The sequence below is a fragment of the Sphingopyxis macrogoltabida genome (genome assembly GCF_001307295.1).
In the GTDB taxonomy this organism is placed as follows: Bacteria; Pseudomonadota; Alphaproteobacteria; order Sphingomonadales; family Sphingomonadaceae; genus Sphingopyxis; species Sphingopyxis macrogoltabida_B.
The window spans coordinates 1,529,008-1,541,769 of sequence record NZ_CP012700.1; the positions used below are offsets into that span (position 1 = coordinate 1,529,008).

A 12,762-nucleotide genomic window follows, 5' to 3' on the forward strand; every position below is an offset into this window, starting at 1 on the left:
AAGTTCGACGCAGCGCCAGAGGGGGCCGCCATCCGGGCATCGAGGGCATGATTTGATGCTGGATTCTTTGCTTTGCGCGACGGGCGACATCATGGCGCTGCTCGACGCCGCTTTGAGCGAGCCGATCGACCGACCGGCGCGCGTCAGGCCCGGCTGGCAATCAGGCGGCGTCGGCCGCTGCCTGCGCCTTTGCGGCCGCGGCGGCGACTTGCCGCGCGCGCGTCGCTTCGGTCAGGATCAGCTTGTCGGCCATGGTCCGCCAAGCCTGCGCCGCGCGCAAATTTCGGTCGCGGACTTGCGTCAGCGCGGTTTCCGCGGCTTCGGCTGCGCATTTCTCGGCCTGAGCCATATAGAAATCGCTGGTGGCGGACATGGCGGCTCTCCTTGATGGGATCGGGGTAAGTGTCTGGTAAGATTTCTGTATTCAGTCGATCATTTCGGCGATCAGGCGGCGTAGCTCGTGCCGCGACAGGGTCGGCGATCGCCGATCCGATTTTGGTACCTGGGGCCCCGCCAGGGCCGGTCGGTGAAGGGGAGAAGAAAACGCGTTCAAATTGAAAATCATAATGTCCTGAAGTCTGTTTATATCGAATTATTTGCAAAATCAGCGCTGGGCGCCCTTGCGCGGCCCGCTGCCGGCAGGGCCGGCGCCGCGATCGCGATAGACGATCCGGCCCTTGGTCAGATCGTAGGGCGTCATTTCGACGCGTACGGTGTCGCCCACGACCGACCGGATGCGGAAACGCCGCATCCGGCCAGCCGTGTAAGCGATGATACGATGGTCATTCTCCAGCAGGACGCCGAAGCGTCCGTCGGGGAGAATCTCATCGATCTGGCCGTCGAGGGTTAATAGTTCCTCTTTTGCCAAGGATCAGGCCGACTGGAGATTGACAGCCGAGGTCTTGCCGCGGTTGTCGGTCTCCAGTTCGTAGGAGACGCGCTGATCCTTGTTCAGCGTGCCCATCCCGGCGCGTTCGACGGCGGTGATGTGGACGAAGCTGTCGCCCGAACCATCCTCGTTGGCGATGAAGCCATAGCCTTTTTCGGTATTGAAGAATTTTACGGTGCCGATCGGCATGGGGTCGTTCCTTTCACGGAATCGGAGTTACCGCCGGCTCATGCCGACGGCGCCAAGTAGCGTGAAGAAGGAAGTGTCCGCCGAAAGGCAAAAAAATCCGTCGCAGGCGACGATAGCGACGGCAAGATGGGCCCTAATATCCGAAAAGTCAAGGATATGAGCGGAAACGGGCTTTTTGATCTACCGAATTCAACTTTGCGCGACCAACGGAAAGGTCACCGAAACCCGCGTGCCGTGGCCGACTTCGCTATGAATGTCGAGCTGTCCTTGATGCCGCTCGCTGATATGCTTGACGATGGCGAGGCCGAGGCCGGTACCGCCGACCGAGCGGCTGCGCGCCTCGTCGACGCGGTAGAAGCGCTCGGTCAGGCGGGGCAGGTGATCGGGAGCGATGCCGTCGCCTTCGTCGCTGACCGACAAGCGGACGCGCCGTCCCTCGCGGATCAGTTCGACCGTCACCGGGGTTCCTCCACGGCCATATTTCATCGCGTTCGAAATGATGTTGTGCGCGAGTTGGCCGAGCTGCGCGCCGTCGCCGAGCATCGGCTGACTGTCGTCCCCGACATTGGCGACGATATCCCTGGCGCGCGCCTGTTCGCTGTCGCGAAGCTGGGCGATCGTCGTTTTGACGATGGCGGCAAGATCGACCGGGGTTGTCGGCCGGCGAAAGCGGTCGGCTTCGACGCGCGATATCGACAGGAGGTCGATGACGAGCTGCTGCATACGGCCCGCCTCGCGCTGGATGATCGACAGGAAGCGGCCGCGGGTCGGACGGTCGGCGTCGCCGTTCATATCCTGCAGCGTTTCGACATAGCCGAGGATCGCGGCGAGCGGGGTACGCAGCTCGTGGCTCGCATTGGCGACGAAGTCCGAGCGCATGCGGTCGGCGGCGTCGATCGCCGTACGGTCGGCCAGAAAGATGATGCTCTCGTTGCCCGAGAGGGTGGCGATCCGCATCGTCCAGCGCTGGCCGGGGCGCGGGAAGTCGACGAGGTTGATCGTTTCGAGCGGCGCATCGCCATCGATCCGCGACAGCCATTCGGTGGCGGCGGGGTGACGGATCGCCGTGCGGATATCGGCGCCGACGATATGCCGGCCGAGCAGCCGGACCGCGGCGTCGTTGGCGATGGTGACGATATTGTCGGCGATGCCCAGCAAGGGCTCCTTTTCCTGATCGACCCACAGTGCGAAATCGGGATGACGCAGCAGCGACGGCGGCGGCAGGTCGGCCGGTGGCGCGGCGCCGCCCTGCGGATCGGGGAGAGGCGTGGGCACGGCGCCGTGGACGATCGCTGCGCCGACGAGCCCTGCGACGGTCAATATGGCGATTGCCAGCGCGTCGCCGCCCGCCAGCGCCGCAAAAATCGCCGCGACGGCAACCAGCGTCAACGCGATGATCAGGCTGGAAAGTCGGTCGAGCATCGTGGCTCGCCTCGCACGAAGCAGCCCGATAGTGCAAGGCCGTTCGCGCTCGTTAACGCTTGGCGGGCGAATGTCCCAAAGCGGGATGTGCGGTGCGCGAGCATGGTCTTTTGCTTTTCCTTAGCAGATCGATGGTCTAAGCGATTGCCATGGAAAACAGCGATATCCCGGCCGAAAACACGCCCGCGGGCAGCGATGAAGCCGTGCCCTCGCGGCGCAGGATGCTGGCGCTTGGCGCCGTGGGCGTCTCGGCCGCGCTGACGATCCGCCCGGCCTTTGCCCAGACGGCGGTTTCGGTGATGAACTGCCAGATCCCGGTTCCGCCGCCGACGGCCGCCGGCCAGTATATCGACACCAACGGCAAGCTCGTTCCGCCGGGCACCAAGGGCGCCTTCCCGGGGGCGGTGCGGCCGTTCACCGGTGAGGAAGTGAAGCGGGCGTTTCAGGGGCAAAATTTGCCCGGCACAACTTACAACCAGTCGCAGGCCTATCTGAAATATATCCGGCGCTTGCAGGCGGGGCAGAGCGGCTTTACCTGTTACGCATCGATCCAGATGCCGCGCTGATCATTCCCCTTCGGGCGATGACGGCATCGCCAGACGAAGGGACATGTGTGAAACTAGCTTCGCTCAAAGCCGGTCGCGACGGGCGGCTTGTCGTCGTGTCCGATGATCTCGCCTGGTACACCGACGCCGGCCAGATCGCCGCAACGATGCAATATGCACTCGACAACTGGGCCTATGCGGCGCCCCGCCTCGCGGCGCTTGCCGAAGATCTCAACCATGACGCGATCCCGAAGGAGCGCTTTCACGAGCGCGACGCGGCATCGCCGCTTCCGCGCGCTTATCAGTGGGCGGACGGCAGCGCCTATGTGAACCATGTCGCGCTGGTGCGGCAGGCGCGCGGCGCCGAAATGCCCGACAGCTTCTGGCACGACCCGCTGATGTATCAGGGCGGCAGCGATGCCTTCCTGGCGCCGCGCGACCCGATCCCGCTTGGCGATCCGGCGTGGGGCTGCGACATGGAGGCCGAAGTGGTGGTCGTCACTGGCGACGTTCCGGCTGGTGTCGATCCCGAAACCGCACGCCAGCATATCCTGCTCGTCGGACTGACCAACGATGTGTCGCTGCGCGGCTTGATCCCGGCGGAACTCGCCAAGGGTTTCGGCTTTTTCCAGTCGAAGCCGTCGAGCGCGATGTCGCCGGTGTTCGTGACCCCCGACGCGCTTGGCGAGCGCTGGAAGGATGGCAAGCTTCACGGGACGCTGTGCGTCGACCTCAACGGCGAGCCGCTCGGCCGTGCCGATGCGGGGGTCGATATGACGTTCGATTTCGGCGCGCTGATCGCGCATGCCGCAAAGACGCGCGATCTGGGCGCCGGAACGATCATCGGGTCGGGCACGGTGTCGAACCGCGGTGCCGACGGCGGTCCCGGCAAGTCGATTGCCGATGGCGGGCTAGGCTATAGCTGTCTCGCCGAAGTGCGGACGGTCGAGACGATCCTGCAGGGCGAAGCGCGGACGCCGTTCATGCAAAAGGGCGATACCGTCCGCATCTGGATGGACGACGACCGTCACCACAGCATCTTCGGCGCCATCGAACAGCAGGTCGGCTGAACAAAAAAAGGGGCGGGATTGCTCCCGCCCCTCTCCGGTTGGTTTTGGTTGATCAGCCGCCGCCGCCGAATTTCCCGCCCGACATCGCGTCGCTCAGCGAGCAGGCTGCCGGGCCGAGAATGACGACGAACAGCGTCGGCAGGATGAACAGGATCAGCGGAACGGTCATGATGGCGGGGAGACGCGCGGCCTTTTCCTCGGCGCGCATCATGCGTTCGTTACGGAATTCCGCCGACAGGACGCGCAGGGCGCTGGCGAGCGGCGTACCATATTTCTCGGTCTGGATCATCGTCGTGACGACGCCCTTCACCGATTCAAGATTGACGCGATAGGCGAGATTCTCGAACGCCTGTCGACGCTCGGTCAGAAAGCCGAGTTCGATCGAGGTAAGCGCAAACTCCTCACCCAGTTCGGGATAAGCGCGTCCGAGTTCTTTCGATACGCGTGAAAAGGCGGAGTCGACGGTCAGACCGGCTTCGGCGCAGATGACGAGCAGGTCGAGCGCGTCGGGAAGGCCCTTGCGGATCGCGTCGGTGCGCTTGGTGCGCTTGTTGTCGACGAACAGATCGGGCGCCTTGTAGCCGAGCAGCAATGCCCCCATCACGCCGGCGGCGCTTTTGAAGGGCGTCAGATCGGGCCACATTTCGACGCCATAGATCAGGAAGGCCGCAAGGCCGCCGAATACGATCGGCAGGACAAGGCGTCCGAAAATGACGGTGACTGCGAGGTCCTTCGACCGGATGCCGGCCTGCGCCAGCTTCTGCTGCACATCCTTGATCTGCTCGTCCTGCAGCACCTGCAGCTTGCCGAGGAAGGTGCGCATCTTGTCCGCGGTCTGATTCTTGCGAACCAGCCGCGCGCGGCGCTTCGTCGTCGATGCGGTGACGCCGGCCTTGAGTTGTTCACGGCGATCGTTGAGCGCCTTGACGCGCTTCGCCATCGGATCGCGGACCGTCATCGCGCCATAGATCGCGACGATTACGGCGAACACGCCGACCGCGGCGAGCAGCGTCGAGGCCCAGATGACATCGACGCCCAGCAGGGTCGGGCCGCGCTGGGCACCGGTGAAGGCGGTGAGGAGAAGGCTGCTGTTCATCTTGTATGCCTCCTCAGATTTCGAAGTTGATCATTTTGGCCATGATGAACACCCCGATGCTCATCCACACGAGCCCCCCGAGACCGGCGATCATCAGACGCGGTTCGAAAAAGAAGCCCTGGAGATATTCGGGGTTCATCATCCACACGATGCCAAAGACGAAGAAGGGCAGCGAACCGACGATATAGGCCGATGCCTTCGCTTCCGACGACATGGCCCGGATCTTCAGCTTCATCTGCGCGCGCTTGCGCAGCACGTCCGACAGATTGGCCAGCGTTTCGGCAAGGTTGCCGCCCGTTTCGCGCTGGATCGCGATGGTGATGCAGAAAAACTGGAACTCGGGGGTTCCCAGCATGTCCGCCGATTCCTGCAGCGCGGCCTCCATGGTGTTGCCGATGCGGATGCGCTCGATCACGCCCTTGAATTCCTCGCCGACGGGACCCGGGAGTTCCTGGCTGACGACCTGGAAGGTTTCGGTGACCGGCAGGCCGGATTTCAGGCCGCGGACGAGCAGGTCGATCGCATCGGGAAAACGCGCGTTAAACTGTTTCAGACGCTTGTTGATCAGCCGGCCGACGATCATATAGGGAAGGCCCAGCCCCGCCAGCAGCCCGATCATGGCGGCCAGCAGCGGCGGCGAACGAAAAACAAGCAGCATGCCAGTCACGATCACGAACGCGGCCATCGAACCGAGCATGTACTGGCTGACGGTCCAGCCCTTGCCGGTGCGGCGCAGCCGCAATTCCATCTGCTCGCGGCGCGGCATCAGGCTGGAGATGTTTGCATTTCCTTGCCCGCCGGCCGCCTGAATGGTCTTGCGCATCTGCGCTGCGACGACCGCCTCGGTCGAGTTGGCGTGCCGGTCCTTGACCATCGACAGGCGCCGCGACTTCGCTTTGCCGACCGACGGGCCGCCGAGCAGGATGACCAGCACGGCAAAAGCCAGGAAGGCGGCGGCGATGATGAGGATGACTGACAGGTTCATGGTCTGACTTTGTCCGCTTCGGTCAACGGGGCAAGGCCGGCCAGCGAGCGCCGGCCGGCATCGTCCTTACTTCGCGCCCTTCTTGGCCATCATGCCGCCGATGCCGCCCAGCTTGCCGAGCAGCGAGCCGCCCGCCTTCGCCTTTTTGGCGACGGGAGCTTCCTCGGCTTCCTCGTCGGCCGCATCGAGCGCCAGCCGCATCAGATTCGTCCAGACCTGACCCGCCTTGGTGCCCTTGCAGATCTCGGCATAGGATTTGCCGAGCTTTGCCGACTGGCTCACCAGTTTCGGATCGAAGGGGATGACGATGTCGATCGGACGTTCGATCGACGATTCGAACTCCTTGCGCGACAGTTCGCCGATCGCGGTCTGGAACTTGTTCGCGACGAGCAGAACGCGCGCGCCCGGAACATTCTGCTTGAACCACGAGAGCAGACGGATCGTATCGCGCGCCGAAGCGAGCGTCACGTCGCTGACCAGCAGGATGGTGCCGACTTCCGAAACGAGATGCGGGAAGGGGATCAGCACCTGCCGCGGGAGGTCGACGATCGTCATCTCGAACGCGCCCCGCAGTTCCTCTTCGAGCTGGAAGAAGGCCGAGCCATCGGTCATCACCGGCTGGTGGATCGGCGCTTCGGCCGACAGCAGGCTGAGCTTGTCCGACGCGCGCACCATCGCGCGTTCGATGAACAGTCCGTCGATACGGCTGGGGTTGTCGATCGCGTCGATCAGGCCGCGGCCCGGTTCGAGATCGAGCGTCAATGCGCCGGTTCCGAAATGGACGTCGAGGTCGAGCAGCGCCGTCTGGCGATCGGCCTGCGTGCTCATCGCCCAGGCGAGCGACGTCGCGACGAGCGACGCGCCTGCGCCGCCACGAACGCCGACCACCGCTATCATGTGATGCGGTTTGGCATCGAGCATGTCGGCGTGCTTCGGCGCGCTGAGCATCGCCTGCGCGTTGGTCAGCGATTCGCGAACCTGGTCGAGCGACAGCGGTTTCAGGAGATAATCCTGGATGCCGCTGGACAGGAGGTCGCGGTAGAGGCGGACATCGTTGACCTGACCGGCCGCGATGACGACCGTGCCGGGTTCGCACACTTCGGCCAGCGCGTTGATGTCGTTGATCGGGTCACCCGATTCCGACATGTCGACGAACAGGATGTTCGGGCTCGCCGATACCGACAGCGACTGGACGGCATTGCGCAGGCCGCCCTTGTTGCACTTTTCGATCGACCAGCCCATGTCGCCGGCGGCAACGCGGATCAGCTCCAGCGTGTCGTCGTCGCAGACAAATGCGTTGAACGGATCGCGAAGACCCGCGGCTTTGAACGGAGCGTTCACTGGCTGCCTCCCCCGTTGCTGTTGCTCGTGGACTGGCCGCGCAACTCGCCGGCGCCGGTCTGCGGCTTTTCGCGATAGGTCTTGATCGCACGCGTCGCGGCGGCGGGGTCATTCCGTTCCTCGCTGGTGCCCTTGATCAGATCGTTCGGATCGGCGACCATCGAAGCGAGGTTGCTGTTCGTGGCGCAGCCGTAGTTCGACGAGGTCGCGTTTTTGATGTTGACCGAATATTTGGTCGCCCAGTCGGGGCAACCCGCGACGCTGGCCGAGGCACGGGTGATCACCACGCGCAGATAGCCGGGCGGCACGGCGCCGGTCGTGACGGGAACGTCGCTGCTCATCAGCAGGCCGCGCCGTTCGACCATCGAACGGATCACCGCCTGGGCCCCCGACGAACCATAGGCCGAGGGGTCCTCGATCGCGATCCGGTCGCCGTAGCGCGCGCCCATCGTGTCGAGCCAGCCCTGAAGGCGGCCCTGTTCGCTGGGCGGCAGTTCGCCGTTCGAAGCAGCGACGTCGAATTGATAGATGGCGTTGCGAACGACCGGCTGATGCACCGATTCGAGGCTGGTGTTGCTGCCTGCGCTGCCAGCACAGCCGGCGAGCGAGGTGGCCAGCGCCAGGACCGTCCAAGTTGCGATTTTTTTCATCACTTTGCTCCTGAAAACCAGCGCGTCACTTGATGCTGAAGCCGGGCGACACTTCGTCGCTGCCGCGCAGGCGGTCGGCGTCACCCACCGAGGTGTCGAGGCGCGGTTTCGGCCGGTCGCCACCAGTCACACCGTTGCTTTCCTGTCCGAGCAGCAGCCGTCCAAGATCGTTCGGCGCCTGGAAGGCGTCGGTCGGCAGCTTGATCTCGTTCGCCGACACCGGATTGACCAGATAGGGCGTCACGACGATCACCAGTTCGGTCTCGCCGCGGCGGAAGCTGTCCGATTTGAACAACATGCCGAGGACGGGCACGTCGCCGAGACCGGGCAGCTTGTCGATCGCGCCGATCGAGCGGTTGTTCATCAGGCCGGCGATCATGAAGCTTTCGCCAGACCCGAGCTCGACCGTCGTTTCCGCACGGCGGATCGTCAGCGCAGGGATCTGGAAACCTTCCATCTCGATCGCGCCTTCGGTCGACAGTTCCGACACTTCGGGACGGACGCGCAGGCTGATGCGGCCGTTCGACAGCACCGTCGGCGTATAAGCGAGGCTGACACCATATTTCCGGTATTCGATCGTCGTGCCGGCGAAGTTGCCGGGGATCGGGATCGGGAATTCGCCGCCCGCGAGGAAGTCGGCGGTTTCGCCCGAAATCGCGGTGAGGTTCGGCTGCGCCAGCGTCGCGACCATGCCCGAACGTTCGCCAAGGTCGAGCGATGCGATGAGGTCCATCCCGAACAGGCGGCCGGCGCCGGCAAGGCTCCGCGTCCCGCTCGGCGTGTTGATGATATAGCGCTTGACCCCGGGCGGCACCACCGGATCGCCTTCGCCCGGATACAGGATCTGGCCGGGCGTGCGTCCGTTGAACACGCCGCCGAGGAAGCCGCCGGTCATGTCGCGGGTCAGCAGGTTGCCGCTGATTTCCTTGACGAGCGAACGGTTCACTTCGGCGATGCGGACCTGCAGGTTGACCTGCAGCGGCGTCGCGGTGCGAAGGCGCGAGACGACCTTGGTCTGCTCGCCGACGAAAGCCTGGACCAGCCGTTCGGCTTCGGCGGCGTCGTCGGGCGACTGGACCGTCCCGGTGAGCAGCACGAGGCCGTTCATCGTGTTCGCCGAAATCGATGCCTCGGGCATCGCGAGCGACAGCATCTGGTCGATCGTCTCGATATTGTTGCCGACGCGGGCGACGGTCGAATAGACGACCCGGCCGCTGGCGTCGGTGGCATAGACGCTCGTTTCGCCGGGCGCCTTACCGAAGACATACAGCTGGCGGCTCGAACGGACCTGCACGTCGGCGACCTTGTCGTCGGCGACGAACACGTCGGTCATCGCGGCGGGGAGGCTGATCAGGCGGCCGCGGCCGACCGACAGGTCGATGCTGCTGCTCGCATTCTGGACCGCCTGTGCCGACGCCTGCTGGGCCGGAGCGGAGATCAGCGTGGCTGCAACGAGGCCGATGGCCAGGGTGCGCGCCAGCGCCGTGCCCAAGAAATTGGCTTTGCTGTTCATCTTACTTACCCCCCACCGGAACTTCGGTGACCTGGCCGCCGCGGGTCACGCGGACGACAGGGCCGCGGGGTGCCGCCGGTGCGGCAAATCCCGTTGCCGACGGCATGCCGCCGCCATATGACTGCTGCTGCTGGCGCGGCGGTGCCTGGACGCGGCCGCTGACAGGAACCCAGAAGCGCGAAACGTCGCCGCCGGTCGTTGCCGAGCCCCGGCCCGAGGTCGGGCGGGCGGCCGCTTCGGCCAGCATCTTCTTCTCGGCGGCGGTGCCGCCCTTTGCCGGGACGTTGATTTCGCCCGATGCAATCGCGGCGTCGAGGTCGCCGGCGCTTTCGGCCAGCGGGCGCAGCGCGAGCGACAATTTGCCCATATTCTGCGCGACGGCGATTTTTTCGGCGATCTCCGGCGTCGCCTCGAGCGTCACCGAGCCGAAGGTGTTGACCGGGGTCTTGCCGGTCTCGTCCTCGGCATTGTAGCGCTGGTCGGTGGCGAGGACGCGAACGTTGCGAACGATCGTCTCGGCCGTGTAGAGCTGCGAGTCAGGATAGGAGCTGCCTTCCTTGATCTCGATTTCCTGGGCAAGGACCACATCGACGCGGTCGCCCGGAAAGACGAAGCCGGCGACGCCCTGTTCCTGCGACACCTTGACGGTGACCGCGCGCATGCCCGGGCCAAGCGCAGCAGCAAGGAAGCCGCGGTCGTCGGGATGGACGAGTGCGCCCTGCGTGACCGGCTGGCCGGCAGTGATGGGATAGCGGACCACGGTACCGACCAGCGTGTTCACGTCGGTCTTGTCCTTCAGGAAATAGGCCTTCTCGACCAGTTCCTTCGGCCACGGCTGGAAACGGAAGCTGTCGGGGCCGACGATCGTCCCCACCGGAAGCTGCCGCGTTGCGACGAGGATCATCGGACCGTTGATTTCCGGTGCAGCGGCGGCGCGAGCCTCCGGTGTCGATGATCCCCGCATCATCAGGTTGACCCCGAACGCCGCACCGATCGCAATGACCAGCGCGCCGACGATCAGCATTATCTTTCGCGTATCCATGACGATTTTTCGCCTCCTAACACCCACCGGACGCGGCGGTGCTTACCCTCAGGTCGAACCGATAGACTGAAACTGGTTAAGATATTGTTGGTGAAGCACCCAAAGCCCTGCGGCCGCGATCGCGACCCCGTAAGGCACTTCGACCGGGCCTTGCGACCGGCGTATTTTCATCTGCACGAGCATGACGGCCGACAGGATGCCGCCCCCGATCGCCATGACGGTCAACGTCGGCATGAACAGGGGCAGCGGCACCCAAAGCATCACGGCACCGATCATCTTGACGTCGCCGCCGCCCATCGCGCCGATCGCGAACAGGCCGACGAAGGCCAGAAATACTGCAAAGGCGGCGCCGAACTGGATCGGCACATCGGGCCAGACGGGCAGGCCGATCGCAATCCAGAACGGAATGGCGAGCAGCGCCATCGCTGCGTTGAGGCCGTTGGAGATTGTCCGCGAGCGAAGATCGCTGATCGCGGCGGCAATCATCAACGCGGCCAGCAAGGCCATCAGGGCAAGAGCGAGCGAGCCGTTTTCCATGCATTTCCTCTAGCAACCATGGCTTACCAAAGAGTAACCATGCCGACAGGCCCGCGCGGCTTGCATTCCGCGGACCAGCCGATATGCGGACGGCCATGACCGCCGCCGCGCCTTCGTCCACCGATGTCTTGATCGTCGGCGCCGGAATCGCCGGCGCCAGCCTCGCCGCGGCGCTTGCGCCGTATCGCCGGGTCACTATGATCGAGGCGGAGGATATGCCCGGCCGCCATGCGACGGGCCGGTCGGCGGCATTCTGGCACGAAAGCTATGGCGGGGCGGGGGTGCAGCCGCTGTCGGCGGCGTCCTTCGCGCTGCTCGACAATCCGCCGGCGGCATTTTCGGATCGCGGGTTCCTGTTGCCGCGTACCGCATTGACCCTCGGGCGTCAGGACGAAGCGGCAGCAGTGGACGCCTTCGTCGCCGAATTTTCGGGGCAGGGCGTCGACGTGACGCGGCTCGCGGGTGCCAGCGTCGCAGCGAAAATACCTGGCCTGCGGCCGGCGTGGACCGAAGGCGCTTATGAACCCGCATGCCGCGATATCGATGTCGGCGCGCTGCACGCCGCCTATTTGCGCGCGGCGAAGCGGGCAGGGGCATCGCTCGTGACGCGCGCGCCGCTTCGGTCGGGGCGGCGTAGCGGCGCCGGCTGGGAGGTTCGCACGGCGGCGGGGACGATCGGTGCGGCGGTGGTCGTCAATGCGGCGGGAGCATGGGCCGACGAGGTGGCGGCGCTTTGCGGTGTCGCACCGATCGGGATCCAGCCTCTTCGCCGTACGGTCCTGCAGGTGCGCCTCGGCGTGGCGGTATCCGCAGACCTGCCGCTCGTCGTCCATGTCGGCGGCGATTTCTATTTCAAGGGCGAGAGCGAAGGCCGGGTGTGGCTGAGCCCGCACGACGAAACGCCGATGGCGGCTTGTGACGCGGTACCCGACGAGATCGACGTCGCGCTAGCGATCGACCGGTTGCAGTCGGTGGTCGACTGGCCGGTCGCTGCGGTCGAACGCAAATGGGCCGGGCTGCGCAGTTTCGCGCCCGACCGCATGCCGGTTTTCGGCGCCGACGTAGGTGAACCGGGCTTCATCTGGTGCGCAGGGCAGGGCGGCGTGGGCATCCAGACGGCGCCTGCCATTTCAGCGCTGCTCGCCGCTCAACTGGGTGCGCCCGCCCCCGGAGGCGCGATCGGTGCGGTCGATCCTGTTCCCTTTGCGCCGACGCGTTTCGGGTGACTGCTTGCGCACGCATTCCGGCGAGCTAAGTTCGGCCATGGTCGCTGTTCGAGCGACTCCCGCAGCGGAGGTTCCATGGCCCATTATTTCGAGATCAAGAAGAACAAGGCCGGCGAGTTCGTCGCCTATTTCAAATACAACAGCGAACCGATCTTCTGGACCGAAGGCTATTCGAGCAAGGCGTCGGCGAAGAATGCGATCGAATCGATCCTGAAAAACGGCCCCGGCGCCGAAGTTCGCGATGAAAGCTGACCGTT

Annotated in this window: 15 protein-coding genes; 4 read left to right on the forward strand and 11 right to left on the reverse strand. The window is 64.8% G+C overall.

Going from position 1 to position 12,762, the window contains the following annotated elements:
* Positions 1 to 160 precede the first annotated feature (160 nt).
* The 4 genes from AN936_RS07150 to AN936_RS07165 all read right to left on the reverse strand — a co-directional run bounded on the left by AN936_RS07150 (position 161) and on the right by AN936_RS07165 (position 2,500).
* A complete protein-coding gene (locus tag AN936_RS07150) occupies positions 161 to 373 on the reverse strand; it encodes a hypothetical protein (RefSeq protein WP_054587534.1) in 213 nt (70 codons plus the stop codon).
* A gap of 231 nt (positions 374 to 604) precedes the next feature.
* Positions 605 to 868: a translation initiation factor IF-1 gene (infA, locus tag AN936_RS07155; RefSeq protein ID WP_054587535.1), complete on the reverse strand. Its 264-nt coding sequence runs from the start codon at positions 866 to 868 to the stop codon at positions 605 to 607.
* Between the two features lie 3 nt (positions 869 to 871).
* Complete coding sequence (locus AN936_RS07160) at positions 872 to 1,078, reverse strand: cold-shock protein (RefSeq protein WP_054587536.1); 207 nt, start codon at positions 1,076 to 1,078, stop codon at positions 872 to 874.
* Positions 1,079 to 1,267: 189 nt separating this feature from the next.
* Positions 1,268 to 2,500, reverse strand: a complete 1,233-nt coding sequence (locus AN936_RS07165; RefSeq protein ID WP_054587537.1) for a sensor histidine kinase — start codon at positions 2,498 to 2,500, stop codon at positions 1,268 to 1,270.
* Positions 2,501 to 2,649: 149 nt separating this feature from the next.
* On the opposite strand from AN936_RS07165, the gene AN936_RS07170 reads away from it, so the two are divergent.
* A complete protein-coding gene (locus tag AN936_RS07170; RefSeq protein WP_054587538.1) occupies positions 2,650 to 3,066 on the forward strand; it encodes a hypothetical protein in 417 nt (138 codons plus the stop codon).
* 47 nt (positions 3,067 to 3,113) lie between these two features.
* Positions 3,114 to 4,115 carry a fumarylacetoacetate hydrolase family protein gene (locus tag AN936_RS07175; RefSeq protein ID WP_054587539.1) on the forward strand — a complete coding sequence of 334 codons (1,002 nt, stop codon included), beginning with the start codon at positions 3,114 to 3,116 and terminating at the stop codon, positions 4,113 to 4,115.
* Positions 4,116 to 4,167: 52 nt separating this feature from the next.
* On the opposite strand, the gene AN936_RS07180 is transcribed toward AN936_RS07175, so the two are convergent.
* The 7 genes from AN936_RS07180 to AN936_RS07210 form a co-directional block, all read right to left on the reverse strand.
* Entirely contained in the window at positions 4,168 to 5,211 is a 1,044-nt protein-coding gene (locus tag AN936_RS07180; RefSeq protein WP_054587540.1) for a type II secretion system F family protein, read from the reverse strand.
* Between the two features lie 13 nt (positions 5,212 to 5,224).
* Positions 5,225 to 6,196: a type II secretion system F family protein gene (locus tag AN936_RS07185; RefSeq protein ID WP_054587541.1), complete on the reverse strand. Its 972-nt coding sequence runs from the start codon at positions 6,194 to 6,196 to the stop codon at positions 5,225 to 5,227.
* Positions 6,197 to 6,262: 66 nt separating this feature from the next.
* Positions 6,263 to 7,537, reverse strand: coding sequence for a pilus assembly protein CpaE (locus AN936_RS07190; protein ID WP_054587542.1), 1,275 nt, complete (start codon positions 7,535 to 7,537; stop codon positions 6,263 to 6,265).
* Positions 7,534 to 8,187 (reverse strand): CpaD family pilus assembly protein, encoded by a 654-nt coding sequence (locus tag AN936_RS07195; RefSeq protein WP_054587543.1) that lies wholly within the window; start codon positions 8,185 to 8,187, stop codon positions 7,534 to 7,536. Before AN936_RS07195 ends, AN936_RS07190 begins: the two co-directional genes overlap by 4 nt.
* A gap of 25 nt (positions 8,188 to 8,212) precedes the next feature.
* Positions 8,213 to 9,700, reverse strand: coding sequence for a type II and III secretion system protein family protein (locus tag AN936_RS07200; protein WP_054587544.1), 1,488 nt, complete (start codon positions 9,698 to 9,700; stop codon positions 8,213 to 8,215).
* Position 9,701: 1 nt separating this feature from the next.
* Entirely contained in the window at positions 9,702 to 10,742 is a 1,041-nt protein-coding gene (gene cpaB / locus AN936_RS07205) for a Flp pilus assembly protein CpaB (protein WP_054587545.1), read from the reverse strand.
* A gap of 48 nt (positions 10,743 to 10,790) precedes the next feature.
* Complete coding sequence (locus tag AN936_RS07210) at positions 10,791 to 11,279, reverse strand: A24 family peptidase (protein WP_054587546.1); 489 nt, start codon at positions 11,277 to 11,279, stop codon at positions 10,791 to 10,793.
* A gap of 95 nt (positions 11,280 to 11,374) precedes the next feature.
* Between AN936_RS07210 and AN936_RS07215 the strand changes: the two genes are divergently transcribed.
* Both AN936_RS07215 and AN936_RS24070 read left to right on the forward strand, forming a co-directional pair.
* On the forward strand, positions 11,375 to 12,505 hold the full coding sequence (locus AN936_RS07215; RefSeq protein ID WP_054590151.1) for an NAD(P)/FAD-dependent oxidoreductase: 1,131 nt from the start codon (positions 11,375 to 11,377) through the stop codon (positions 12,503 to 12,505).
* A gap of 75 nt (positions 12,506 to 12,580) precedes the next feature.
* Complete coding sequence (locus AN936_RS24070; protein WP_084758231.1) at positions 12,581 to 12,757, forward strand: YegP family protein; 177 nt, start codon at positions 12,581 to 12,583, stop codon at positions 12,755 to 12,757.
* Positions 12,758 to 12,762 lie beyond the last annotated feature (5 nt).